This is a genomic window from Streptomyces sp. NPDC007905 (assembly GCF_042959345.1).
GTDB lineage: Bacteria > Actinomycetota > Actinomycetes > Streptomycetales > Streptomycetaceae > Streptomyces.
Genome location: NZ_JBIBKS010000002.1, coordinates 355,479 through 379,458, shown reverse-complemented (window position 1 = coordinate 379,458; position 23,980 = coordinate 355,479). Strand labels below are relative to the sequence as shown.

At 72.1% G+C, this 23,980-nt stretch carries 23 protein-coding genes and 1 pseudogene; 15 read left to right on the top strand and 9 right to left on the bottom strand.

The features are described 5' to 3' along the window. Positions 1-17: 17 nt before the first annotated feature. Positions 18-563: a sigma-70 family RNA polymerase sigma factor gene (locus ACFZDC_RS05460; protein ID WP_391320342.1), complete on the bottom strand. Its 546-nt coding sequence runs from the start codon at positions 561-563 to the stop codon at positions 18-20. Positions 564-650: 87 nt separating this feature from the next. Here ACFZDC_RS05460 and ACFZDC_RS05455 point away from each other — a divergent pair, with 87 nt between their 5' ends. The 5 genes from ACFZDC_RS05455 to ACFZDC_RS05435 all read left to right on the top strand — a co-directional run bounded on the left by ACFZDC_RS05455 (position 651) and on the right by ACFZDC_RS05435 (position 4,857). Next, positions 651-1,559 carry a protein kinase gene (locus tag ACFZDC_RS05455; protein WP_391320340.1) on the top strand — a complete coding sequence of 303 codons (909 nt, stop codon included), beginning with the start codon at positions 651-653 and terminating at the stop codon, positions 1,557-1,559. 524 nt (positions 1,560-2,083) lie between these two features. Then, a complete protein-coding gene (locus ACFZDC_RS05450; protein ID WP_004986771.1) occupies positions 2,084-2,287 on the top strand; it encodes a cold-shock protein in 204 nt (67 codons plus the stop codon). Positions 2,288-2,467: 180 nt separating this feature from the next. Then, positions 2,468-3,997, top strand: a complete 1,530-nt coding sequence (locus ACFZDC_RS05445) for a DEAD/DEAH box helicase (RefSeq protein WP_391320338.1) — start codon at positions 2,468-2,470, stop codon at positions 3,995-3,997. A gap of 100 nt (positions 3,998-4,097) precedes the next feature. After that, positions 4,098-4,445: a CBS domain-containing protein gene (locus ACFZDC_RS05440; RefSeq protein ID WP_391320336.1), complete on the top strand. Its 348-nt coding sequence runs from the start codon at positions 4,098-4,100 to the stop codon at positions 4,443-4,445. A gap of 61 nt (positions 4,446-4,506) precedes the next feature. Beyond that, entirely contained in the window at positions 4,507-4,857 is a 351-nt protein-coding gene (locus ACFZDC_RS05435) for an SCO5918 family protein (RefSeq protein WP_391320335.1), read from the top strand. Between the two features lie 127 nt (positions 4,858-4,984). Here ACFZDC_RS05435 and ACFZDC_RS05430 read toward each other — a convergent pair whose 3' ends face one another. Continuing rightward, complete coding sequence (locus ACFZDC_RS05430; protein ID WP_391320333.1) at positions 4,985-5,359, bottom strand: hypothetical protein; 375 nt, start codon at positions 5,357-5,359, stop codon at positions 4,985-4,987. Between the two features lie 551 nt (positions 5,360-5,910). Between ACFZDC_RS05430 and ACFZDC_RS05425 the strand changes: the two genes are divergently transcribed. Beyond that, positions 5,911-6,255, top strand: coding sequence for a MerR family transcriptional regulator (locus ACFZDC_RS05425; RefSeq protein WP_391320331.1), 345 nt, complete (start codon positions 5,911-5,913; stop codon positions 6,253-6,255). Positions 6,256-6,382: 127 nt separating this feature from the next. Here ACFZDC_RS05425 and ACFZDC_RS05420 read toward each other — a convergent pair. The 3 genes and pseudogenes from ACFZDC_RS05420 to ACFZDC_RS05410 form a co-directional block, all read right to left on the bottom strand. Further along, positions 6,383-6,532 (bottom strand): annotated as a pseudogene (locus ACFZDC_RS05420) (acyl-CoA dehydrogenase family protein); the annotation flags it as partial. A gap of 27 nt (positions 6,533-6,559) precedes the next feature. Beyond that, entirely contained in the window at positions 6,560-6,685 is a 126-nt protein-coding gene (locus tag ACFZDC_RS05415) for a hypothetical protein (RefSeq protein ID WP_391320329.1), read from the bottom strand. Between the two features lie 26 nt (positions 6,686-6,711). Then, a complete protein-coding gene (locus ACFZDC_RS05410) occupies positions 6,712-7,512 on the bottom strand; it encodes a crotonase/enoyl-CoA hydratase family protein (protein ID WP_391320327.1) in 801 nt (266 codons plus the stop codon). A gap of 100 nt (positions 7,513-7,612) precedes the next feature. On the opposite strand from ACFZDC_RS05410, the gene ACFZDC_RS05405 reads away from it, so the two are divergent. The 6 genes from ACFZDC_RS05405 (at position 7,613) to ACFZDC_RS05380 (ending at position 11,884) form a co-directional block, all read left to right on the top strand. After that, positions 7,613-8,125, top strand: coding sequence for a winged helix-turn-helix transcriptional regulator (locus ACFZDC_RS05405; RefSeq protein ID WP_391320325.1), 513 nt, complete (start codon positions 7,613-7,615; stop codon positions 8,123-8,125). A gap of 285 nt (positions 8,126-8,410) precedes the next feature. Continuing rightward, positions 8,411-8,614, top strand: a complete 204-nt coding sequence (locus tag ACFZDC_RS05400) for a cold-shock protein (protein ID WP_007383480.1) — start codon at positions 8,411-8,413, stop codon at positions 8,612-8,614. A 220-nt stretch (positions 8,615-8,834) separates the two neighbouring features. Further along, positions 8,835-10,349, top strand: coding sequence for a DEAD/DEAH box helicase (locus ACFZDC_RS05395; RefSeq protein ID WP_391320323.1), 1,515 nt, complete (start codon positions 8,835-8,837; stop codon positions 10,347-10,349). 74 nt (positions 10,350-10,423) lie between these two features. After that, the gene (locus ACFZDC_RS05390) at positions 10,424-10,822 is read left to right on the top strand and encodes a hypothetical protein (protein ID WP_391320321.1); all 399 of its coding nucleotides are present in this window, start codon (positions 10,424-10,426) and stop codon (positions 10,820-10,822) included. Positions 10,823-10,877: 55 nt separating this feature from the next. Beyond that, positions 10,878-11,150 carry an SCO5918 family protein gene (locus ACFZDC_RS05385; protein ID WP_391320319.1) on the top strand — a complete coding sequence of 91 codons (273 nt, stop codon included), beginning with the start codon at positions 10,878-10,880 and terminating at the stop codon, positions 11,148-11,150. 212 nt (positions 11,151-11,362) lie between these two features. Continuing rightward, a complete protein-coding gene (locus ACFZDC_RS05380) occupies positions 11,363-11,884 on the top strand; it encodes a DUF5994 family protein (RefSeq protein WP_391320318.1) in 522 nt (173 codons plus the stop codon). Between the two features lie 338 nt (positions 11,885-12,222). On the opposite strand, the gene ACFZDC_RS05375 is transcribed toward ACFZDC_RS05380, so the two are convergent. Continuing rightward, on the bottom strand, positions 12,223-12,756 hold the full coding sequence (locus ACFZDC_RS05375; protein ID WP_391320316.1) for a hypothetical protein: 534 nt from the start codon (positions 12,754-12,756) through the stop codon (positions 12,223-12,225). Positions 12,757-13,319: 563 nt separating this feature from the next. Between ACFZDC_RS05375 and ACFZDC_RS05370 the strand changes: the two genes are divergently transcribed. Then, complete coding sequence (locus ACFZDC_RS05370) at positions 13,320-13,667, top strand: hypothetical protein (RefSeq protein ID WP_391320314.1); 348 nt, start codon at positions 13,320-13,322, stop codon at positions 13,665-13,667. Positions 13,668-13,760: 93 nt separating this feature from the next. On the opposite strand, the gene ACFZDC_RS05365 is transcribed toward ACFZDC_RS05370, so the two are convergent. From ACFZDC_RS05365 to ACFZDC_RS05355, 3 genes are all read right to left on the bottom strand, one after another. Further along, positions 13,761-14,105: an ANTAR domain-containing protein gene (locus ACFZDC_RS05365; protein ID WP_391320312.1), complete on the bottom strand. Its 345-nt coding sequence runs from the start codon at positions 14,103-14,105 to the stop codon at positions 13,761-13,763. A gap of 333 nt (positions 14,106-14,438) precedes the next feature. Further along, a complete protein-coding gene (locus ACFZDC_RS05360) occupies positions 14,439-19,289 on the bottom strand; it encodes a DNA repair ATPase (protein ID WP_391320310.1) in 4,851 nt (1,616 codons plus the stop codon). Positions 19,290-19,385: 96 nt separating this feature from the next. Continuing rightward, on the bottom strand, positions 19,386-21,452 hold the full coding sequence (locus ACFZDC_RS05355; RefSeq protein WP_391320308.1) for a flotillin family protein: 2,067 nt from the start codon (positions 21,450-21,452) through the stop codon (positions 19,386-19,388). Positions 21,453-21,688: 236 nt separating this feature from the next. Between ACFZDC_RS05355 and ACFZDC_RS05350 the strand changes: the two genes are divergently transcribed. Further along, positions 21,689-22,747, top strand: a complete 1,059-nt coding sequence (locus ACFZDC_RS05350; RefSeq protein WP_391320306.1) for a helix-turn-helix domain-containing protein — start codon at positions 21,689-21,691, stop codon at positions 22,745-22,747. A 74-nt stretch (positions 22,748-22,821) separates the two neighbouring features. After that, positions 22,822-23,811 (top strand): NAD-dependent epimerase/dehydratase family protein, encoded by a 990-nt coding sequence (locus tag ACFZDC_RS05345; protein WP_391320304.1) that lies wholly within the window; start codon positions 22,822-22,824, stop codon positions 23,809-23,811. The last annotated feature ends 169 nt before the right edge of the window (positions 23,812-23,980 follow it).

Sequence of the window (23,980 nt, the reverse complement as noted above, 5' to 3'; positions counted from 1 at the left end):
TGGAAAGTCGGGACGTCTCAGAAGCCGCCGCCGAGGCGGTCCCGCATGAAGCGGCGAGCCTGATGGATACGGTCCTTGACCGTGCCCAGGGGAGCGCCGGTGATCTCGGCGACCTGCAGATAGGTCAGGTCTGCGAGATCGCGCAGCACGAAGGATTCCACCAGGGCCGGATGCCGTTCCTCGAGCGCGCCCAGCGACTCCATGAGATCCAGGCGGGTCCCCGCGATGACACTTGTCGTGCGAGGGTCGACACCCTCGGGAAGGACCGCATGACTGTCCTCCGCGCGCCGGCGCATCGAGCGATACGTGGACCTGGCGGCGTTCGAGGCGATCACCGTCACCCACCCGAGGAACGAGCCCCGCCCGCTGTAGTCGTGCAGATGCGTGCTGATGGACAGCAGAGCATCCTGGGCGGCTTCTTCGGCGTCGGCGTGGTGCGGAAGGAATCTGGAGCAGCGGCGCATGACCGTGGGCCGAAGCCTGACCAGGAGGCGGTCCAAGGAAGCCTGGTCACCTGCCTGGGCGGACGCCACGAGCCGTCTCAGCTCGTCCTCTTCGATCACCCTGCTGTCTTCCGTTCTCGGCCGGCCCGAATTCCACCTGGCCGCACCGGAGTTCCCACCCCAACCGCTCAGGCAGAATGTTGCCACATGCAGAAGCTAGGCCGTTACCTCCTCGAGGACAGACTGGGAGCCGGTTCGTTCGCCACTGTCTGGAAGGCATACGATCCCGAGCTTGACACGGACGTCGCGGTCAAGGTGCTGGCCGACAACTGGGCATCGAACGCCGATGTACGAGAACGGTTTCTGGCGGAGGCGAGGCTGCTCCGCAAGATCTCCAGCCCACGTGTCGTACGCGTCCACGACGTCGGTGTCCAGGACGACCGTCCCTACTTCGTCATGGACTACGTCCGGGGCGGGACGCTGGCCGAGAAGATCGGGCGCTGCAGCCCTGCCGAGGCACTCCATCTGGCAGCCGAGGCCGGATACGCCGTTCAGGTGCTTCATGACACCGGCGTCATCCACCGCGACATCAAGCCGTCGAATCTCCTGCTCGACGCCGGCCGCACGCCCACTGCCGTACTCGTCGCGGACCTCGGCAGCGCGAAGCAACTCGCTGACGCGTCGGGGTTGACCGTGACCACCGGCACTCCCGCGTACATGGCGCCCGAGCAGGCCTTCCAGACCGGCGGGTTCGACGGCCGAGCCGACGTGTACGCCCTCGGTGCCGTGACGTTCGAACTGCTGACCGGGCGGAAGCCGTTCGGTTCGGGCGGTCGCCTCACCCTCGCGACAGCGCAGGCATCGGCGTCTTCGTTGCCGACGATCCCCAGAGAGCTGGGAGTTCCCAACGGCATCGACACGCTTCTTCGTACGGCGCTGTCCGTAGATCCTGAGGACCGACCGCAAACCGCGCAGGCGTTCGCGGACGCGCTGCTGTCACGGGGAGCAGGGGAGCGGGCGCCCGCCAGGTCTTCACGGCCGGCACACCTTGCGGTCTGGCTCGCGGCGGTCGTCATGTACCTGGTGACAGCGCTGCTGACCTGGTTGGTCCGCTGAACTTGGACTCCGTTTCGCATGGCGACACGGCCTCAACGCATCCAGCAGAGGAACGCACATCGTCGTACTCACGTCCGTTTGGACAGGCACGCGGCTTCGCCGTACCGGCCGCCGGTTCAACTCGCGCGACGGGCGCCCCGCCGGAATCGCCATGTGGCCTTCGTCTCGCTTCCGGGCTCTGGTCGCGTCCGTCGGCATCTCGTCCACCGAGGACGCCGGCGGCCGCGCACCAGGCGTCGAAGGAGGTCACAGCGCTGCGAGCGTGAAACGCTCGCCGACAACACCGCACCCCGGAAAACAATATCTGTGGTCGTGAGGTAAGAAATCGACGCGGCGCACCGGAAATATTCCTGAGGCGGCAGGCGGTGCAGAATTGTTTACCGCGCAGCGCCGATGTCGACGTGCTACTGTCGACGTCAGTTGCAGGTGTGGTTGCCAGAAGATTTTTCCGACGGCTGATCATCACGGCGACACGGAATCCGCACAGGGCGTATTCCCGACACCGCCTCCGAAGGAGAAATAAAATGGCTACTGGCACCGTGAAGTGGTTCAACGCGGAAAAGGGCTTCGGCTTCATCGAGCAGGACGGCGGCGGCGCCGACGTCTTCGCCCACTACTCCAACATCGCCGCCCAGGGCTTCCGTGAGCTGCTGGAAGGCCAGAAGGTGTCGTTCGACATCGCGCAGGGCCAGAAGGGCCCGACGGCCGAGAACATCGTTCCCGCCTGACGCAGCGGCACTGACGCGTACTTCGACGCTGGGGCCCGCACCTTGGGGTGCGGGCCCCGGCTCGCTTTATTTGCAGGATGATTCGACCCTGTCGTTTCCGGCTCGTTCTCGCGATTCTCTGCGCCGCTCATTCTGCTGCGGAAATTCCTTGATACGTGCCCACATCGAGGAAGGTTCCGCATGAACCGCACACGCACGTCCCGCTCACGCACCAAAACTCGCACGTATGACCGCTTCGGAGGAAGTGCCGCCGCAGACCGCTCCGGCGTTCCGCCCCGCTCCGGCGTTCCGCGCCGTTCCAGCGCTCCGCGCCGTTCCAGCGGTTACGGAAACCGACCGGCCGCGCAGGGCGAGTTCGCGCTGCCGAAGTCGGTCACGCCCGCGTTGCCCGCTGTCGAGTCGTTCGCCGATCTCGTCATGCCGGCGCCGCTGCTGACCACGCTCGGCCAGGAGGGCGTGAGCGCGCCGTTCCCGATCCAGGCGGCGACCCTGCCGAACTCCCTGGCGGGGCGTGACGTACTCGGTCGCGGCCGCACCGGGTCGGGCAAGACCCTCGCCTTCGGCCTCGCGGTCCTGGCCCGTTCGGCGGGCCGGCGCGCCGAGCCGCGCCGGCCGCTGGCCCTGGTCCTCGTCCCCACCCGTGAGCTGGCCCAGCAGGTCACCGACGCGCTCGCTCCCTACGCCCGCTCCGTGCGGCTGCGGCTCGCCACCGTCGTCGGCGGAATGTCCATCGGCGGGCAGGCCGGTGCGCTGCGCGCCGGTGCGGAGGTGGTCGTCGCGACGCCCGGGCGGCTCAAGGACCTCATCGACCGGGGCCACTGCCAACTCGACGACGTGGGCATCACGGTTCTCGACGAGGCCGACCAGATGACCGACATGGGCTTCATGCCCCAGGTCACCGCCCTGCTCGACCAGGTGCGTCCCGAGGGCCAGCGGATGCTCTTCTCGGCCACCCTGGACCGCAACGTCGACCTGCTGGTCCGCCGCTACCTGACCGACCCGGTGGTCCACTCCGTCGACCCCTCGGCCGGCGCCGTCACCACGATGGAGCACCACGTACTCCACGTGCACGATGCGGACAAGCACCGCACGACCACCGAAATCGCGGCCCGGGACGGCCGGGTCATCATGTTCCTGGACACCAAGCACGCCGTGGACCGGCTGACCGAGCACCTGCTGAAGAGCGGTGTCCGCGCCGCGGCCCTGCACGGTGGCAGGTCCCAGCCGCAGCGCACCCGGACCCTGGCGCAGTTCAAGGACGGTCACGTCACGGTGCTGGTGGCCACCAACGTCGCGGCCCGCGGCATCCACGTCGACAGCCTCGACCTGGTCGTCAACGTGGATCCGCCCAGCGACCACAAGGACTACCTGCACCGTGGCGGCCGTACGGCCCGTGCCGGTGAGTCCGGCAGCGTCGTCACCCTCGTGACGCCCCAGCAGCGCCGCGGCATGAGCCGGCTGATGGCTTCGGCCGGCATCACCCCGCACATCACCCCGGTCCGCTCGGGCGAGGCCGAGCTGAGCCGCATCACGGGTGCCCAGGCGCCCTCCGGCGTCCCGGTGGTGATCACCGCGCCGGTCGTGGAACGCCCCCGCCGGGCGTCTTCGCCGTCCCGGGACCGCCGGGGCCGCACCGGCCAGGGCCGGCCGGTCGGCGCGGGGGTGCGCCGCAGGGCACCGCGACGGCCCGGCAACGACGCGGCTGCCTAGTGCTGTGACCGGGGCCACTGTGGCCTCCCTTGAGCCGCAGTGGTCTCCCTGGGGCCGCCATGGCCGCCAAGCCGACCGACTCTCACCGCAGGAGGCACCCTTGACGCCGGCTCAGACGCAGTACCGCATGCCGAACCCCGCCCCCGTGACCGTGGTCGACGACCGCGAAGCGTACGGGCCCCGGGTGTGCGACGACATGACCGTCGAGGTGGCTCTGGCCGTCATGGCGGGTGCCCGTGTCCAGTACCTGACCGTGTGCGACGGGGACGACCAGAGCACGGGCCTGATCAGCCTGGCCCGGCTCACCGTCGTCCGCGACAGTTCCACGTACACCGACCGGATCCGTCTGCGGGACGTCCTCGACGGGGCGCTGCCCTCGACCGGCGCCCGCCGCGGCGGCGTCGGTGGGTTCGGCCGGGTTCCGGGCGTCCTCGCCCGCTCCCACTGATCCGCCTCACTCAGGACAGCCCGTTCTCCTTCTCCCCGCGACTTCTCCCCTGTGAGGCATCATGCGCTGCGTCATCGCCCGGTACCCGTTCGACCTGACCAAGGCCGGGGTGCTGGCCTCGATGAAGGGCGTCCGGCCCGAGCTCGTCACGGGTGAGTCCGTGACCATCGGCCGCCGCCGCTACCCCGTCAAGCAGGTGGGCCGGGTCATCACCCGACAGGACCCCCGTGACTTCACCGTCGGCGAGGTCACCCGGGCCATGGCGCGCCTCGGCTTCACCTGCCACGACCGCCCCGAGGCCACGCCCGTGGGCGTGGGCGTTCCCGCTTCCGCGCCCTTGGGCGTGGGTGTTCCGACTCCGCTCCTGACCGCCTCGGCACTGCTCGGCGGCGCCGACCCCGTGGAGGCATGAGGACGGGCGGGAAACCGCACTCAGGATCCCGGTGGGGGTCCTGCCGACGCGCGTCGGCAGGGCCCCCATCGCTGTGTCGTCGTCCGCTCGGAGACTCCTGGCCGGGCAACGGGGCGGGGACAGCGTCTCACTGGTCGAAGTAGCTGAGATCGCCCACGGTCCATGCGCTGACGTCCTTGATCGCGACTCGGTACATACCGCCCGTCTCCGGGATCCCGAGGTTGCCCTGCAGGATCCGGGCGAGATGGAAGTGCAGATGCGTCGGCGCCTCGCCGCGACCGGCCGCATTGTCCCGCGGCCCGCGGGCGAAGACGTCGGAGAACGGGCGGAGACGGTCCGAGTTCTTGAGGACCTCCGCCACCCGCTCCCTCCACACGGCCTCAGGAGCCAGCCGGCCGGTGATGACGGCACCGCCGACGACCACGGTCAGTGACATCTGATTGCTTCGCTCGGACTCCACCGCGGCGGAGATGGCGACGAGCAGCTCATCAGGGTTCGACATGACAGCAGAGCTTATTCATCCGACTGTCCGCGTACGCCCTGCGGGGGCCATGAAGCGGTTACGCGGGCGGCGAAGGCGGCTTACGACCAAGCGGTGAGTGCCGGTCCGCCGCCGTGTCGCCCGCACGGCACCTTGCGAGAGTCATTGTCGCAGGTGGCTGGGTTCCTACTCCACCGGAAAGGTGAAATCTGCTTTCGCCGGAGTAGACATTCGCTCCTGGGCTGGTTACGCTTCATATCGTAGAGACGGTCGAACGAGACTCGCCGGACACGAACCGGCAGGTGGCTGAAGAGGGAGCTCGCACGTCGACGAGCTGCCAGCACGATGGCCCGGCCCGAGGAGCACTCGGGCCGGGCACCGCTAGACCCCGGATTGGATGGTGGTCCCCGGTCACGCAGCTGCGATCCCCCGCTTCCCCCCTCTGTCGAGCCGGGTAGCGGAAAACAGAAGGTCGGCGCCGCAGTGGAGCCGACACATGGTGTTGAATTTCCTTCGGGGCCCTGGTGCCGTACGGCACCAGGGCCCCTCGACGCGTTGCACAGCGAGGTGACATGACAGCGGACAACCCTCTTGGTGATCGTCTGGACGACGACGACTACCCGGCATACACGATGGGACGGGCAGCCGAGATGCTCGGCACCACCCCGGGCTTCCTCCGAGCCATCGGTGAGGCTCGTCTGATCACTCCGCTCCGCTCGGAGGGAGGACATCGCCGGTACTCCCGCTACCAACTGCGGATCGCCGCTCGCGCCCGCGAGCTCGTCGACAGGGGGACCCCGATCGAGGCCGCCTGCCGCATCGTGATCCTCGAGGACCAGCTCGAGGAAGCTCAGCGCATCAACGCCGAGTACCGCCGTGCCGCGAGCGAGGCGGCGGGCAGTTCCGGTTCCGACTGATCACGCGGGCGCGGGCCGCATCCGGAACGCCCTGTGACGAACGGCGTCGGTGCCGCAGGAGCGACGGGACGGAGCCGGGCCGGTGCCCGCGCGTCCGGCGCACCCGGACCGGACTTCAAGAGGCACGTCACTGGATGCGGCGGCCGGACAGGGCGCGGCCGATGGCGAGGCGCTGGATCTCGCTCGTGCCTTCGCGGATGATGAAGATCTTGGCGTCGCGGGCCCACCGTTCGAAGGGATAGTCGCGGGTGCAGCCATTGCCGCCGAGGATCCGCAGCCGCGCTCGGTGGCGCGGACGGCGACCTCACTCGACGGCGACCGGCCGCACGTACTCCTCCGCGAAGCCATGGGCCAAGGCGCGGGCCTCGGCGATGTCGGGCGGGAGGCCGAAGAGGGCAGGCGCGTGCGGGGGTGTCTGCACAGCGGTCACAGCGGTTCTCCTGGCGAGGGGGTCGGTCAGCGGCCGGTGAAGACGGCGTCGCGGCGCTCGACGAAGGACCGGACGCCCTCGGCGCCGTCGGCGGTCGCGAGGAGCCGGGCGATGTCGGGGCGCAGCCGCTCGATCGCGGCGCCCTCGCCGCGCTCGTGTGCCAGGTGGGCGGACTCCAGGACGGTACGGACTCCCAGCGGGGCCGACTTCGCGGCGATGACCCGGGCGATCCGCCTCGCGCGGTCGAGCGCGGCCGGTCCGTCGACGGCGAGTTCCTGCACCAGGCCGACGCGGTGGGCCTCGGCGGCGTCGAACTCCTCGCCGGTCAGGACCCAGCGCATGGCGTTGCCCCAGCCGGCCTGCTGGGGGAAGCGGAAGGTGGCGCCCCCGAAGGGGTAGATGCCGCGGCGGATCTCGAACTGGGCGAAGCGCGCGTCCCGGGCCGCCACGCGGATGTCGGCGGCGAGCAGCAGCTCGATCCCGAGCGTCATCACCCAGCCCTGTGCGGCCGCGACGACCGGCTTGGTCCAGGGGCCGTCCAGGCGCCAGGGGTCGCGGCCGCCCTCCGGAGCGTCGAACTTCCCCGAGGCCAGTTCCGCGCCGACATCGAGCATGTCCAGGCCGCCGGTGAAGTGGTCGCCGTGGGCGAACAGCACTGCGCACCACAGGTCGTCCTCGGACTCCAGCAGGCCGTAGGCGGCCGACAGCTCGGCGAGCATGCGCCGGGTGAACGCGTTGCGCTTGGCCGGTCGGTTCAGCCCGATCAGCAGGACGTGTCCATCCCGTTCGACGGTGACCTCGGCAGCGTCGACAGCAGTGGAACCCATCAACTCTCCTCGTTAGTTGCATGATGAGACTGACCGGACGGTAGCCGCACGCAGCACCCGGCACAAGTGCATCTCATGATGAGACTGATAAGGTGATGCCGTGAGACGGACCTCTTTCGACGGCTGGCCCTGCTCCATCGCCCGCACCGTGGACATCCTGGGCGACGGCTGGACGCTGCTCGTGCTGCGCGAGGTCTTCTACGGCGAGTCACGCTTCGACGGCTTCATCGACTCGCTCGACATCGCCCGCAGCACCCTCACGGACCGGCTGCGGCGCCTGGAAGGGGCGGGACTCCTCCGGCGGCACGCCTACCAGAGCGATCCGGTCCGCCACGAGTACCTGCTGACGGACAAGGGCCGTGACTTCTTCGGCGTGCTGACCGCGATCAACGCCTGGGGCGACCGGTGGCTGGCCGACGACGAGGGCGTTCCGGTGATCACGCACCACACCGTCTGCGGCCACGACACCCAGGCTCAGGTGGTCTGCTCCCGCTGCGGCGAGCCGCTGCGACACGAGGACGTGTCCGTGCGCACCGGCCCCGGTTACCCCGACCGGCTGCTCGACGACCCCGCGGTGCGGGCGCGCTTCGACGCCGGCACGAACGCCTCGTGAACCTCGCTCGGGCTCGCGCCACACCACTGCCGGGAACCGGATATCTGTCGCAGCGGATACAGAAATGCGTGCGGGATGTCGCAAGATTTGCTGCTTGCACGGGCCGGAATTTCAAAAATCGCGAGGCGGCCCGCTGCAGCCTGTGCTACCTTGATGAAAGTTGCAGTTTTGGTCAACCAGAGACTTCGCGTACTCGTTCGGAGACATCTCCCGAGGGATGATCATCGCGGCGACTCCGGGCACACAAGGTGTGAGGCCCGGGCACTGCCCCTAAGGAGATTCAATATGGCATCTGGCACCGTGAAGTGGTTCAACGCGGAAAAGGGCTTCGGCTTCATCGAGCAGGACGGCGGCGGCGCTGACGTGTTCGCCCACTACTCGAACATCGCCACGAGCGGCTTCCGTGAGCTTCAGGAAGGCCAGAAGGTCACCTTCGACGTCACCCAGGGCCAGAAGGGCCCGCAGGCCGAGAACATCGTTCCCGCCTGACGCACACGCGTTGTACCAGGCCGGGGCCCGCACTCCTGGGTGCGGGCCCCGGTCCGTTGTGTTTCCACCGGTCTGCCGACGTTCACCGCGCGGACCCCGGCCGTTTCCCGGCCCTTTTTGTTTTTCATCGGCTCATTCCCGCGAATCCCGGCACGCCTGTTCACGGCTGCCGGGAATTCCTCGATACGTGCCGCATTCAGGAAGGTTCCACTTGGACCGCTTGAACCGCACTTCTCGCACGACCGACGGCTCGTCCCGGTCCCGGACGGGCGGCCCCTCCGGCGGATCCGGCGCGCGTTCCCGCTTCCGCTCGCCGGAGGCGGGGCGCCGTAGCGCTCCTTCCCGTTCGGCCACGGCCGGGCGGGGCGGCCCCAAGAGCCGCCGCCCCGCCCCGCGCAACGACTTCGAGCTGCCCGCCACCGTCTCCCCCGCGCTGCCGGCCGTCGAGGCGTTCGCCGAACTGGCCCTGCCCGAGCGTCTGCTGAGCGCGCTGCGCGCCGAGGGCGTGACCGTGCCGTTCCCCATCCAGGGGGCGACGCTGCCGAACTCCCTGGCCGGACGGGACGTACTGGGCCGTGGGCGCACGGGTTCGGGCAAGACCCTCGCCTTCGGTCTCGCCCTGCTCGCGCGCACCGAAGGGCAGCGGGCCGAGCCCCGGCAGCCACTGGCGCTCGTCCTCGTACCCACCCGGGAACTGGCCCAGCAGGTCACCGACGCCCTCACCCCCTACGCCCGCGCGCTGCGCCTGCGCCTCGCCACGGTGGTGGGCGGTATGTCGATCGGCCGTCAGGCGAGCGCGCTGCGCGGCGGGGCCGAGGTCGTCGTCGCGACACCCGGTCGGCTCCGGGACCTCGTCGACCGCGGCGACTGCGACCTGAGCCGGGTCGCCGTCACCGTCCTGGACGAGGCGGACCAGATGGCCGACATGGGCTTCATGCCGCAGGTGACCGCCCTGCTCGACCAGGTGCGTCCGGGCGGTCAGCGCCTGCTGTTCTCGGCCACCCTGGACCGCAACATCGACCTCCTGGTACGCCGCTATCTGCACGACCCGGTGGTCCACTCGGTCGACCCGTCCGCGGCCTCCGTCACCACGATGGAGCACCACCTGCTCCACGTGGCCGACGACGACAAGCACGCCACCACGACGGAGATCGCCGCTCGCGACGGCCGGGTGATCATGTTCCTGGACACCAAGCACGCGGTGGACAAGCTGGTGAAGAAGCTTCTGGCCGTCGGGGTGCGCGCCTCGGGCCTGCACGGCGGCAAGTCCCAGTCCCAGCGCAACCGCACCCTCGCCCAGTTCAAGGACGGCCAGGTCACCGCCCTGGTCGCCACCAACGTAGCGGCCCGCGGCATCCACGTCGACGACCTCGACCTCGTCGTCAACGTCGATCCGCCCGGCGACCACAAGGACTACCTGCACCGCGGCGGACGTACCGCGCGCGCCGGCGAGTCCGGCACCGTGGTCACGCTGGTGCTGCCCCACCAGCGTGGCGCGATGACGCGCCTGATGAACGACGCCGGCATCGCCCCGCGGACCACCCGGGTGCGTCCCGGCGAGGCCGAGCTGAGCCGTATCACCGGCGCCCAGGCTCCCTCCGGAGTGCCGGTCACCGTGGCCGCGGCCGCCCCGGAACGCCCCAAGCGCACCGGAACCTCCGCCCGCGGCGGCAGAGGCCGGCCCACCCGGGGCCGCCGTTCCACCTCAAGGACGAACCAGAGGACGAACCCGTAGAAGCGGCCCCGATGTCCGGACCTACGCACCGCCGTCCACTCGTCACACCGTGTCCGACCGAAGAGGAGAAGCCTTTGCCCCCCGTTCAGACATGGCCCCAGCAGGCGGACGGCACCGGTCTGACGGCCGCTGACGCCATGGACGCTCCCGGCCTCCAGGTCGAGGAGCACATGACGGTCGACGTGGCCCTGGCCGTCCTCATCGGTGCCCGTGTCCCGTACCTGATCCTCAGGGACGAGGACGGCCGGTGTGCCGGCCTGGCCACCCGCGCTCAGCTCGCCGCCCACCGCGGCGGCTCGTGGTACGGCGACCGGACACGGCTGCGGGACATCCCGCTCGACCGCGGGCCCTTCACCGCGTCCGCGGCGGTGCTGAGTGACGCGGAGGCCGCCATGCGGGTCCGGACGCTGGACGTGTCCCCCGTGGTCGACAGGAACGGCTACACCCTGGGCGTCCTCGCCCTCACTCCCTGACCGCCCCCGCCGCGGTCGACTTCATCCGGCGTTTCTTCACCCCCTGTGAGGCATCATGCGCTGTGTCATCGCCCGATTCCCCTTCGACCTGGTCAAGAGCGAGGTGGAGCAAATGATGGAGGGCGTCAAGCCCGAACCGGTCACCGGGGTGTCCGTGACCGTCGGCCGCCATGCCTACCCCGTCAAACAAGTCGGTGAAGTGATCACCAAGCAGGACCGCCGCGACTTCACCACGGACGAGGTGCGCAGAGCGCTGACCCGGCTCGGCTTCACCTGTCACGACACCCCGGTCCTCGTACAGAGGGACGCTCCCCCGGCCTGGGACTGACGCCGGCAGGCCGCCCTGGGGGCGTGCCGCCCGTCGAAGCCGGCTGCCGATCCGGCCGGCCTCGGCGGGCAGACGGCACCTCGCCCCGGTCCACGGGCCGGCAGTACCCTGACCCTACCGAGAGCATCTCGCGCAACGCGACCAGGCGGTGCCGTTCCCGGCGAGTGACGAAACGGGCGGCCGCAAGAGCGGCCCGGAACGGAAATCGCGCGATGGACGCCAGGAACACAGCCGGGAACGATCAACCCGGCACGTCACCGCACGCGGCGCACACCTACCGGATGCCGCTGCCCCGGCTGTCCCTCACCCCGGACGTCAGTCACGGCCCGCTGGACGGCGCCTGGTGGCCGCGCTGCGACGCGCTCGAACTGGAGCTGCCCGCTCTCGTCGGTTCGCTCGATCCGGGCTCCGGCACCGTCACCCGTGTCACCGTGGACTCCTCCGAATGGCCCGAGGCCCCGCTCACCGTCGTGGCTCCCGGGCACGTCATCGAGGTGGCGTCGGCGGGCGCCGGAGCCCTGACGCACGTCATCACCCTGGACTGCGGCACCGTGGGGCGCTGGGAACTCCTCGTCATCCCGCCCGACGAGCCGGTCGGTGCGGCCGGGCGGCTGCTGATCGCCGCCGCCGATCCCGACAACCCGATGTCCGCCGCGCGGATGTTCGCGCTCGCGGAGAACGATCTCGCGTGGGAAGCGGCCCGGGAGTCGGAGGCAGGGCCCACGGCCCGCTGAGAGGGGCCGGCGGAGGGGCGGCGGAGATGGGCCGGCGGAGACGCGCCCGTCCTCGACGCCACCGGCTCCGCAATGACGCACTCGCGGGGACGCGCGCGCGGTCTCCACGAGTGCGGGTCTCCACGAGTGCGGGTCCGCCGGGCTGCGGTCCCAACCGAGCGTCCCTTCTGCTGAGTACCCGGGTGGCAAGCGTTATGCGTAGCTTTCCCCGGGAATCAGCAGAGTCCCGTCCGTGACCGGGGGCATCGGTGCGTGTGGCCGACCGGCTCACGAGCCCGGGCCGCGAGGCGCAGCCGGTGACGCGGGGGGACCGAAGCCCGGACGCGAAGCCCGGACGGTCAGCGGTCGAGGACCAGAACCCGGCAGGGGGCGTACCGGGCCGTCATACAGGTGCCCGGCGAGGGTGACCGCCATCCCCACGACCGCAGTGCCCGCAGAGTCTGTACGTCGCCGCGGGCCACCAGCGTGACGCCGAGCGCCGCGTCGTGGTCGGTCAGCAGCCGCCGCTGCAGACGCCGGGCGAGATTCCACTCGCGGCGCGGGTACCGCGTACTCACCCAGGGGCGGACGACGATCGCCGAGACGGCGAAGAGCCTCCCGGACGCGGCGAGCCGACACAGGGCCGGCGAAAAGCATCCGTCGAGGCCCCGCCACCGGGGGCCCTCGTCGCACACGGGAAAGCCGTAGGCGCATCCCGTCATGGTGGCGGCCTCCGCGATCAGCAGGGCGAAGCCCGGTCGCCGCAGGTCCACCGCGAGCCGGTGCAGGAAGAGGCCACGACCCTGGTTCCACTCCCAGGGGCCACCCCCGGAGTTCTCCGCGTACAGGTCGCCGAGGTCCGCCAGCCGGTCCACGACCTGACCCCGGGTCAACGGGCGGAGGCACTCCGCGGCCCACGGTGACGGCCCCTTCCCCTTCTCCGGTGGCCACGTCCCTCTCTCCGGTGGCCACGGTCTCTCGATCCGTGCGTACTGCCGGAGGGGGCCCTGCCCCGGGTCCGCGGACTCCGACCGGTCCGGCGCGTGCACAGTCATGGAACGAACCCCGCCCCGGGAACGGACTGATCCGCCGCCCGGTGTCGTCGAGCGCCGAGGACGGCAGCGGCACGGGGAGCCGGTACACGGGAGATCCTCGGCACCTCCACGGTACTCCGGCGGTACGGGACCCCGGCGACGGTGGCGGCGGCGTCCGGCGGTACGGGACCCCGGCGACGGTGGCGGCCGTGCCGCCGAGGGTCCGTCGCCCCCGGCGGGTGACGGCCGCGGAGTACGGTGGACGTACCGAGGGCGCTTCGCACACCGGCTCCCGTGCCGGTCTCGTTCTCGGCGGTCCACAACGCCGGACGCCCGTGCCCGGGCCCCGGAGAGCGGGGCGGCACCATGACCTCGATCTCCGCCTTCGCCGGCCGTCCCCGCCCGGAACAGAGGTGACCCCCATGCTCTGGAGGTCGCGCCGCACCCGCGGCACCGACAAAGCCCAGCCGCCGCACGAAAGCTCGCCGACCAGGCTGAGAGCGGACGACGACCCGCCCGTGGGCGGACTCGCCGAGGTCCGCATCATCGCGGCGAACCCCGACAGCGCGCACCGGGTGGCTCAGCTGCTCCGGGAGAACTTCCGCAGCGACGAACCGCGGAGCTACCCCGCCGGCTCGGACGGGCGCAGCACCCTGCTCCACCTCACGGTGGACACCGGCAACACCCCGAGGATCCCGCGCCCGGAGCCGCCCTGGCTGGTCTCCAGCCGTTCCCAGGCACAACGTGCCCACGTCGACGAGCCCGGCTGACCCGCACCGGGGCGGACCCGGGCGGCCGGGCACCGGGAGCCGCCGGCCGTTCAGGCGGACGCTGCTGCCGTTCAGGCGGATGGCTGTGTCCGTTCAGGCGGATCGTGCCGCGGCCAGTGCGCGGTCCAGAGCCTCACGGATCTCGTCGGGCAGCCGGTCGGTGTGGACCCAGTCCACGATCCGTTCGGCGATCTGACGCAGCTTGATGTTGGTGTTCTGCGAGACGTCCCGCAGGACCTCGAAGCCCTGGTCGGGCCGCAGGCCGCCGACAGCGATGACCACACCGATCGCCTGGTCGACCACGGCGTGCGAGACGACGGCGTCCTGCAGCTGGCCGATCTCTTCCCGCAGCTCTCCGATCTTGTGCAAAAGCTCCTCCCGCCCTGGGACCGGGTGCGCACCGGCCCAGACGGAGGGGGCGTCCTGCGGACTGCTCATCGTGATCACATCCCGGACTTCGGGTCTCCCGCTCCGGGTGGTGCTGCCCGAGCGGAACCATGAGGACGACAGTTCCACTATTACCCCGGCACCCCGTCGGTGTGCCTCCCGTTCCGTCGGCGCCCCTCGCCGGCCGGCCACCGGGGCGGGACAGCGAGGAGGCCCCGTACAGGACCCGCGGGAGGACACGCATATTCGGCACCGACTTCCGCGCCGGCTCGCCCGTCTGGATCGACCTCGGCAGCCCCGACACGCGGTCGCGGCGGATCAGGGCGTAGGTGCCGGCGGCGACGAGCGCGAGGGCGGCCGACAAGGGGGCCAGGTAGTACAGCATCAGTCCTCCAGGGCCCCGTCGGGCGAGCCGGTCGCTCGGATGATGGCGGACTCGACCGCCGCCACCCGCTCGGCCAGCAGGCCGAGGGCGGCCACCGCCCGGGTCAGAGGGTCGTCCTCGGGGCCGCCGAGGGCGCGGGCGCGGACGTGGGCGGCCTTCACCTCGGCCCAGCGGGCGGCCTGCCAGGGAGTGAGGGTGCCGCGCAGTTCGGCGAGTTTCAGCAGGTTGGCCTCGGCGCCGGTGGTGAGGGTCCGGGCCTCGGCCGTGTAGTGGTCGGCGATCACGGCGTCGCGCTCGGTGTCGTTCATGACCGGGCGCAGGCGCTGGGCGATGCGGTTCATGTCCCGGTAGGAGCCCTGGAGGTGGAACGGCGGTTCGGTGCGGGCCGCCTCGGACCGGGCGGCGGAGGCGATGTAGGCCGCGTTGACCGTGAGGATCGTGTCGCGTGCGGCGAGCAGGTGGCGCAGGAGCGCGAGGACACGGTCGAGTTCGGCCGGCGGGAGGGGGTGGGCGAGGCGGTCCGCGCGGGCCGTGGGGTCGGTGGCGGCCAGGCGCACCAGCAGCTCCAGGTCGGCGCGGTCACGGCCGGCGAGGGGGGCGAGGACCGGGTTCGCGGTGAGCGCGTTCTCGACGAAGCTGAGCGCGAAGACGTCCTCCTTGCCGGTGAGGACGTCGCCGAGGTTCCAGACGTCCGCCCGGTTGGCGAGCATGTCGGGGACGCGAAAGCGGTCGCCGGACTCGGTGTAGGGGTTGCCGGCCATACAGACCGCGAACCGCTTGCCGCGCAGGTCGTAGGTGCGCGGCTCGCCGTCCCACACCCCCTCGACCCGGCGGGTCGCGTCGCACAACGGGATGAACCTCTGCAGCAGTTCGGGCGAGGTGTGCTGGATGTCGTCCAGGTACAGGAGCGTGTTGTTGCCGGCCGCCAGCGCGAAGTTGATCTTCTCGATCTCTCGGCGGGCGGTGGCGTTCGGGGCGTCGGCCGGGTCGAGCGAGGTGACGGTGTGGCCGAGCGCGGGGCCGCTGACCTTGACCAGCATCAGACCGAGTCGGTCGGCGACGTACTCCACGAGCGTCGTCTTGCCGTAGCCGGGCGGGGAGACCAGCAGGAGGAGCCCTCCGGTGTCGGTGCGCTTCGACTCGCCGGTGGTGCCGAGCTGCCGGGCCAGGCTGTCGCCGACCAGCGGCAGGTACACCTCGTCGACGAGGCGGTTGCGGACGAAGGCGGACATGACCCGGGGACGGTGGTCGGCCAGGCGGAGGCGGTCGCGCTCGGCCGCCACCAGGGCGGTACGGCGGCTCCGGTAGGCGCGGAAGGCGGGGACCTCACGCTCCGCGAACCTCGCCGTCCGGGCCAGGAACTCGTCCAGCCGCAGCGGCAGCCGGCCTCCGGTCACGCGGGGGTGGCTGCCCAGCAGGCCCTCCACGGTCGCGGTCAGCGGGGCGTCACCGTCGTAGCGGGGGAGTCGGGGGCACAGTTCGGCCGCCACCGCCTCGGCCAGCTCGCCGGGGCCCACCCCGGCGCCGGAGGCGGTGTCGTACGCGGAGAGCCACGCTCGCACCACCTGCCGGCGGGCGGCCGGGTCGGCCAGCGCCTCCAGGTCCCGGGCGTACGGAGAACCCCCCACCGCGTGACGGAACTTGTCCAGCAGCGTGCGCGCGGTCGCGCCCAGAACGAAGGCGTCGCCGGTGGTCAGCTCGTCGAAGAGGTACGCGGCGGCCGGCCCGGCATCGGCGGCCGGGTCCCCTGCCCCGATCGCCCCGGCCAGTTCCCCCACCAGCTCGGCGATCCCGGCGACAGGACCGAAGGTCTCCCGGGCGCGGGCGAGGGACACCGCGCGCCGCGTCCAGGCCTCGCGTGCCTCCGGGGAGGTGCCGTGGGTCCAGAAGAGCTGGGCCGCGGCGCGCGCGGCGGGCTCGTGGCGCAGGGTGCCGGCACCGTCGTACAGGGGGAGCAGTGCGGTGAGGATCGCGGTGGTGTCGTGGTCGTGGACCCCGCGCTCGTAGCCCTCGTCGTACGACGCCTGCGCCGCCTCGCGCACCAGCGCCGGCAGGTCCGCGGCGGCGAGGGCGGCCGGCCCGTGCTCGGCAAGCAGCCGGGCGGCGAGGTGCTCGGCGCGGTAGACCTCGGGTGACTCGGACGGCAGGTGCCGGTCCCAGAAGGGGCGGGTGTCGGTGAAGCCGGGGTCCGTCACCGGGGAGCGGTAGTCGGTACCGGTGACCGCGAAGGCGAGGCCGTCCCCGTGCGGGACCAGGGTGAGGTCGAGAGGCTGGGTGTTGACGGCGAAGCGGTGGCCGCCGAGGAGCAGGGTGCGGCCGTCGTCGGCGTACAGATCGGTGCGGTCGCGCAGGGCGCGGGCCGCCTCCTGGCGGGCGGCCTTGAGCCGGCCGTCGAGCTCCTCGGCGCGCCCGCTGTCGCCGAGGGCCCGCAGCTCGTCGGCGGTGCGGCGGACCTTGGCGACCATCGGGTCGGAGGCGAAGTAGGTGGTGACCGCGTCGGTGTCGGCGAGCGTGGCCGTGCGGCGGGCGATGGTCTCCAGCACCCGGGCGGCGGAGGCGGCCAGTTGCTCCGCGCGGTGGGCGCGGGCGTCGGCGAGGGACTGCTTGCGGGCGGCGAAGGCCTCGTAGATCTCGGTGCGGGTGCCGGCGAGGTCACCGAGGAAGTCGTCGAAATCGGCGAAACGGGCGTCCAGGTCCTCCAGCCGGCCGAGCAGCGGGGCGAGTTGGTCGTCGCAGGCCTCGGGGCTGTCGGCCGTGGCGAGCGCCGCGGTGACCGCCTGGGCCAGCAGGGCCGTCTCGGCGGCGAACTCGGCGCGGCCCTCACGGTCCAGGAGGCCGCGACGGCGGGCGTCGAGGGTGGCGCGGGCGCGGTTGACCCCGCCGAGCACCTCGGCGATCCGCTCCAGGATGGCGGTACGGACGGTGGCGTCGGCGATGTCGAGGCCGGTGACGACCTCGGTGACCGTGCGCAGCCCGTCGGCGAGGTCGTCCAGCCGGGCGGCGACCGGTCCGGCCGCGGCCGCGGTGGGAATCGAGTCCGCCTGCTCCACGAGCCGTTCGACGTCCGCGTGCTGCGCCGCGAAGGCGTCCTCACGGGCCAGGAAGGACATCGCCCGCCGCCCGAAGGCCACGAGGTCGGCCTCCGCCGCGGCGGCCAGCTCCTTAACGCGGGCGGTGTCCGCGTAGCGCAGTTCCTTGAGGGTCAGCAGGTGGCCGTGCGCGTGCCGGAGTCGGGTGAGCCCCCGCACCCAGGCGGCGGCGTCCCGGGGTGCCTCGCCGCGCAGCCGGCGGACCACGGCGGTGATCCGGTCCGCCGCCTCCTCCAGGGCCGTGGCGGCCTGCCGGGACAGCTCCCGCACGGTCTCGAACTCGGCCAGCAGCTGCTCGGCGGTCTGCCGCACCGCCTCCAATGGCGCCCGCAGGTCGCCGAGTTCGGGCTCGTCCAGCCAGTGGTGGGTGTCGGCGGCGCGTACACAGGCGGCGGCCAGCGCCCGGTAGCCCTCGCCGGTCTCGATGCCCTCGGTGACGAGCCGGGCGACGGACAGGCAGTCGGCGAGTCCGCGCACGAGGTCCGCGTTGCCGACGCGGGCCAGGGCTCCGGTGCCGGTCCGCAGGGCGGCCGCGTGGGTGTCGGAGACGTACGGCGAGGTCCACCACTGCAGGGCGTGCGCGTGCGCGGGCTCGTCGCCCTCGGCGCGCAGCACGGCCAGGGTGCCGTCCTCGAAGAGGGCCCAGCCCCGGCAGGACAGCGGCGTGGCGACCTCCTTGCGGAGGGTGTTGTACGACAGCAGGAGCGTGCGGCCCTCGGCACGGGAGCGGAACGCGTACAGCACGTCCTCGCCGTTCGGCGAGCGCACCTCCCGCTCGAATTCCAGTCCGGACGCGTCCAGTTCGTACGTCTTGTGCGCGCCCGTGGCCAGGCAGTACCCGCCCGGGAAGACAATGCCCTGCTCCTCCGGCAGCCGTCGGCACGCCTGCCCGATGCCGTCGAGCCGTACCACGGACCGGGTCAGCGTGTTGAACACCAGGTACCGGTCGGTGTCCTCCTTGTACGGCCGCACCCGCAGCAGGACCAGCGACCCCACCCGCGCGTGCGCGACCCCGGCGTCGGCGAGTGCCTGCAGCGGCTCCTCCACCGGCTCGGTGTACAACTCCTCGCCCTCCGGTCCGCGCACGGCGAGCCGGCCGCCGACGGTCGCGACGCCCGCCCCGCCCGGCACCGAGACGTACGGGTCCCGGCCGATGACGTGGTCCTCGCGGGTGGTGTCGGTCCAGGTGAAGTCGTGTGCGGGCGGGAAGGTGTCGTCGCGGTCGCCGCGCGCGTCCAGGAACCGGGCCCCGCCGTCGGCGGTCGGGTCCCAGCGCAGGGCGCGGACGTCGTCGGGCTTCTCACCGGTGCGGAACACCGCCAGCAGCCGGCCGTCCGGGCGGCGCAGCCGCAGCAGCCGGGCCTGCCGGTAGTACCGGTGCAGAGCGGTGAACTCCCGCAGGAACGCCGGGTCGTCGAGCAGTCCGGGTACGGCGTCCTCGGTCAGCCGGTTCAGGTTCCGGTCGTACAGGCCGAGGACGTCCGCGAGCGCCGTGCCCTCGGCCGTCCGGCCGGTGCTGCCGAACAGCAGCACGTCCCCGACGGCGACGATGTCGCAGGGCACGCACGCGTGCCCGGTGCGCAGCCGGCCGGTGGCCCGCAGGGCGAACCCGGCGGAGCCGAACTCCTCGGCGCGGCGCCCGTTGAGGGCCTCGGCGCGCCGGGCGAGGTCGGCCGCCTGGGCGGTGAGCCGGTCGCGCAGCACCTCGTAGGTGCCGGCGTCGACGGTGTCGTACGAGCCCGTCTCCGGGGCGGTTGCCATGGAGGACGTTTCCCTTCAAGGGCGTGCGGGACGGTGATCACTTCGGTGCGGGGAGGCCGGGCCGCCGACCCCCGTGCGACGGCCCGGCCTGGGCGCTCACCCCCGGGCGTTGCCGTTCAGGGCGGTCAGCGGGGTGTCCGCGAGGCCCAGTTCGCCGGCCCGGTCCAGGAGCTGCCGGACCTGTCCGGCCTCCGGGCCGCCGGACTTCATCAGCTTCATCAGCAGCGCCGAGACCGTCAGGTTCTGCACGTCGGCCGTGCCGAGCGAGCCGAGGATCCGGCTCAGGTCGTCGGTGAAGCTGCCCGAGCCGTCCAGCCAGGGTCCGGCGAGCGCCTGTGCCGTACGGGAGTGGTCGACGAAGCCGTCGACGCCCTTGCCGAGGGAGACCGCCGACATCAGCCGGTCGAAGAAGACGGAGTCCCCGCCGACGATGTCGATGTCGGCGTTCTCCAGGCCGGTCGCCAGGACCGTGGCCTGCGCCTCGGCGACCTGCCGCTGCGTCTCCAGGCCGGCCAGCCGGATCTCCTTCTCCGCCTGCAGCCGCAGCCGGTACTCCTCGTGTCCCCGGGACGCCTCGTCCAGGGCGGCCATCGCGGCGGCCTTCTCGGTCAGGCCCTCCGCCTCGGCCTTCAGCTTCTCCCCGATGCCGGTGGCCTCCGCGAGGGCCTTCGCCCGGGCTCCCTCGGCCTCCGCGAGCGCCTTGGCCTGCGCGCCCTCGGCCTCCGCGCGCAGCCGCGCTTCGGTGGCCTCCGCCTCCGCCCGGCCGGCCTTCACGGTGACCTCGGCCTCCTTGTCACGGACCTGGGCGGCGGCCAGCCCCTCGGCGGCGGCCTCGGCCTGGATGCCCTCGGCGAGCCGCAGCTTGGCCCGCGCGTCGAGGTCGGCGGTCTTCAACCGGGCCTCGGCGAGCGTGAGTTCCTCGGCGGCGCGGTGCGTGGCGGCCTGCTCGGCGGCCTCGGCGGCCTTGATGTCCTTGACCAGCTTCTCCTGCGCCTGAGCCTCGGCGGCGATCACGATGGCCTGGCGCTCGCGCTCGGCCTGCTCGACCGCGCGCAGCTTCTTGATGGACTCCTCCTGCTCGGCGACCGTTCGGTCGACCGCGACCCGCTCCCGGACGACCTCGGCGATGTCCCGCTTCTCCGCCTCGACCTCCTTCTCGGCGGCGATCCTCGTCAGCTGGGTCTCCCGTTCCCGGGCGATGACCTCGAGCAGCCGGTCCTTCTCGATGCGCTCGTTCTCCACGGCGATGACCCGCTCCCGGTTCTTCGCGGCGACCGCGACCTCCCGGGCCTGGTTCTCACGCTGCACGCCGAGCTGTTCCTCGGTGCGCAGGAAGGCGCCCTGTGCGCGCAGCCGCTCCTCCTCGGCCACGCGGGCGGTCTCGGCCTCCTCGCGGGCCCGGGAGGTCTCGATCTCCCGCTTCTGCTTGATCTCGGCGTCCGCCTGCCGGCGCTCCAGCTCCAGCATGGCCTCGCGCGCGTCGACGTTCTGCCGGGTGATCTCCTTCTCCTCGGTGCGCTGCGCCTCGTTGGTGCGTACGTGCTCGATCGCCGTCAGCTCGGTGATCTTGCGGATGCCCTGGGCGTCGAGGACGTTGGCCGGGTCCAGCTGGGTGAGCGGGGTCTGCTCCAGGTAGTCGATCGCCGCGTCCTCGAGGTGGTAGCCGTTGAGGTCGACGCCGATCAACTCGATGATGTGGTACCGGAGTTCCTCGCGCTTGGTGTACAGGTCGGTGAAGTCCATCTGCTTGCCGACGGTCTTCAGCGCCTCGGAGAACTTCGCGTGGAACAGCGTCTGCAGGGTGTCCTGGTGGCTGGCGCGCTCGGTGCCGACGGACTGGGCGACCCTGATCACGTCCTCGACGGTCTTGTTGACCTTCACGAAGAACGAGATCCGGATGTCGGCACGGATGTTGTCCCGGCAGATCAGCCCGTCCCGGCCGGAGCGGCTGATCTCGATGGTCTTGACCGAGATGTCCATGACCTCGGCCTTGTGCAGCACCGGCAGCACGATCTGCCCGGTGAACGTCACGTCGACCTTGCGCGTCCTGGACACGATCAGCGCCCGGCCCTGGTCCACCTTGCGGTACAGGCGGGAGAAGGCCGACAGCGCGAGCAGTACGACGACGAGACAGACGGCGACGAGCACGCCGAGGGCTTCCATGGCATACGTCCTTGTGCGTCGGGCGACGAAGGCGGAAGAGCCTCCGGCTCCGGTGCGGAACGCCTGCCGGTGTCCGGCACCGGAGCCATCCGTAATGCTCCCCGTCCCGGATGGTGCACGCGGGGCGCGCGCCCGCGCATTGCCGGTTTCCGGCAGCGTTCATTAGGGTCTCGATGCCGGACGAGCGCCAAGAAAGCGTCAACGGCGCGTCAGGATCACGGGGGAACGGGGACGGAGTGACCGAGCAGGCGATACCCGAGCACTATCTGGACGGCTATGCCCGCACCCTGGCCGAGGTCGCGGCCACCGGCCGCCGGCTGACCCGGCAGGAGCTGGCCGCCCGCCGCGCCCTGGGCGAACAGGCCGCCGACGCCGGCCACGGACTGCGCGCCCTCGTCGTCGCCCACCTGGCCGCCGCCCGCGCCGCCTGGCCCGCCGTGCCCGGCTCGGCCGACAGCACGCTGGCCGCCGTACAGCAGGCGATCGACGCGCTCGCCGAGGGCTACGAACGCGCCCAGCGGCTCGCCGTGCGCCGGGAGGAGGCGTCGCGCCGGGAGTTCATCGACGACCTGCTCTACGGCCGCAGCGACCTGGGCCGGCTCGCCCAGCGCGCCGAGCGGTTCGGCCTGAGGCTGTCCCGGGCGCACGCGGTCGCCGTGGCCGAGGGTCCGATCCCGCACGCCGAGGGCGACCCGGTGACCCGGCAGGTGGAACGCGCGGTCCTCGCCCGCTTCGACGCCCGCAGCATCCTGCTCACCACCAAGAACGGCCGGCTGCTGTGCGTCGCGCCGGGCGACGAGGACGAGGTCCTCACCCACTTCGCCAAGCAGGCGTACGCGGCCGACGAGGGCTGCCGGGTCGCGGTCGGCCGTCCGCAGCCCGGCCCCGGCGGGGTCGTGCAGTCGTACGAAGAGGCCCTCGCCGCGCTGGAGATGGCCGCGCGGCTCGACCTGGACCAGCCGCTGCTGCGCGCCGCCGACCTCCTCGTGTACCCGGTGCTCGCCCGCGACCGGCAGGCCATGGCCGACCTGGTCCTCCACACGCTCGGCCCGCTCACCGCGGCCCGCGGCGGTGCGCGGCCGCTGCTGGACACGCTCACCGCGTACTTCGACTCCGGCTGCGTGGCCGCCGTGGCCGCCCGCCGCCTCACGCTCAGCGTGCGCGCCCTGACCTACCGGCTGGAGCGCATCCACAAGCTGACCGGCGCCGACCCGGCCGACCCGGCGCACCGCTACACCCTGCAGACGGCGGTGATCGGCGCCCGCCTGCTGGACTGGCCCGCCAGGTCCCTGTGAGGACTCCTTACGGAGCGGTGACGCACCGCCCGTCATGCCCAGGCCCGGGCCGGTCGCGGACCTAGCGTGGCCGTATGCGAGTACTGGTCACCGGCGGTGCCGGGTTCATCGGGTCCCATGTCGTCGACGCGCTGGGGGCGCGCGGGCACGAGCCGGTCGTGTTCGACGTCCGGGACCGTCCGGGCGCCGACGTGCGCAACCCGGTGGCCGTCCGTGCGGCGCTGGCGGGGGTGGACGCCGTCTGCCACCAGGCCGCCATGGTGGGTCTCGGCGACGGGGTCGCGGACGCGGCCGAGTACGTCTCCCGCAACGACCTGGGCACCGCCGTCCTGCTCGCCGCGATGGCCGAGGCGGGCGTACGGCGGCTGGTGCTGGCCGGGTCGATGGTGGTGTACGGGGAGGGCCGGTACGAGTGCCCCGCGCACGGTGTCGTGCGCCCCGGCCCGCGCGCCGCCGCCGATTTGGAGGCGGGCCGCTTCGACCCCACCTGTCCGCTCTGCGGCGCGGACCTGTCCCCCGGCCTGGTCGTCGAGGACGCCCGGCCCGACCCGCGCAACGTGTACGCCGCGACCAAGCTCGCCCAGGAGTACCTGGCGGCCGCCTGGGCCCGCTCCACGGACGGTACGGCGGTCTCCCTGCGCTACCACAACGTGTACGGCCCCCGGATGCCCCGCGACACCCCGTACGCCGGCGTCGCCTCCTTCTTCCGCTCGGCCCTCGAACGGGGCGAGGCACCGCGCGTGTTCGAGGACGGGCGGCAGCGCCGGGACTTCGTGCACGTACGGGACGTGGCCGCCGCCAATGTCACCGCGCTGGAGGCCGGAGCGCGCCCCGGAACGCTCACCGCGTACAACACCGGCAGCGGTGAACCGCACACGGTCGGCGACCTGGCCCGTGCCCTGTCCGCCGCCCACGGTGGCCCGGAACCGGTGGTCACCGGCGAGTACCGGCTGGGCGACGTACGGCACATCACGGCGGACTCCTCCCGACTGCGGGCGGACCTCGGCTGGAAGCCCGAGATCGGCTTCGCGGAGGGGATGCGGGAGTTCGCGCGGGTGCGGTGAGCCGTCACACGGACCCCGAGAACGCACCGAACTCCCGTACAGCCCCCGCTCCTTTCCGACGGTCTCCTGAGCGCGGCACCCGGTCCCCGGCCGCCCCGAGCGGTGGGAGACACCATGCGCAAGCCGCCCGCCGCGCTCCTCGAGCAGGCGGGCGGCGTCGTGCTCGTCC

Bases quoted from the DNA above. Each gene is read 5' to 3' on its own strand.
- ACFZDC_RS05455 (WP_391320340.1), top strand. From the start codon at position 651: ATGCAGAAGCTAGGCCGTTACCTCCTCGAGGACAGACTGGGAGCCGGT.
- ACFZDC_RS05450 (WP_004986771.1), top strand. From the start codon at position 2,084: ATGGCTACTGGCACCGTGAAGTGGTTCAACGCGGAAAAGGGCTTCGGC.
- ACFZDC_RS05445 (WP_391320338.1), top strand. From the start codon at position 2,468: ATGAACCGCACACGCACGTCCCGCTCACGCACCAAAACTCGCACGTAT.
- ACFZDC_RS05435 (WP_391320335.1), top strand. From the start codon at position 4,507: ATGCGCTGCGTCATCGCCCGGTACCCGTTCGACCTGACCAAGGCCGGG.
- ACFZDC_RS05430 (WP_391320333.1), bottom strand. From the start codon at position 5,359: ATGTCGAACCCTGATGAGCTGCTCGTCGCCATCTCCGCCGCGGTGGAG.
- ACFZDC_RS05425 (WP_391320331.1), top strand. From the start codon at position 5,911: ATGACAGCGGACAACCCTCTTGGTGATCGTCTGGACGACGACGACTAC.
- ACFZDC_RS05410 (WP_391320327.1), bottom strand. From the start codon at position 7,512: ATGGGTTCCACTGCTGTCGACGCTGCCGAGGTCACCGTCGAACGGGAT.
- ACFZDC_RS05400 (WP_007383480.1), top strand. From the start codon at position 8,411: ATGGCATCTGGCACCGTGAAGTGGTTCAACGCGGAAAAGGGCTTCGGC.
- ACFZDC_RS05385 (WP_391320319.1), top strand. From the start codon at position 10,878: ATGCGCTGTGTCATCGCCCGATTCCCCTTCGACCTGGTCAAGAGCGAG.
- ACFZDC_RS05380 (WP_391320318.1), top strand. From the start codon at position 11,363: ATGGACGCCAGGAACACAGCCGGGAACGATCAACCCGGCACGTCACCG.
- ACFZDC_RS05370 (WP_391320314.1), top strand. From the start codon at position 13,320: ATGCTCTGGAGGTCGCGCCGCACCCGCGGCACCGACAAAGCCCAGCCG.
- ACFZDC_RS05365 (WP_391320312.1), bottom strand. From the start codon at position 14,105: ATGAGCAGTCCGCAGGACGCCCCCTCCGTCTGGGCCGGTGCGCACCCG.
- ACFZDC_RS05360 (WP_391320310.1), bottom strand. From the start codon at position 19,289: ATGGCAACCGCCCCGGAGACGGGCTCGTACGACACCGTCGACGCCGGC.
- ACFZDC_RS05355 (WP_391320308.1), bottom strand. From the start codon at position 21,452: ATGGAAGCCCTCGGCGTGCTCGTCGCCGTCTGTCTCGTCGTCGTACTG.
- ACFZDC_RS05345 (WP_391320304.1), top strand. From the start codon at position 22,822: ATGCGAGTACTGGTCACCGGCGGTGCCGGGTTCATCGGGTCCCATGTC.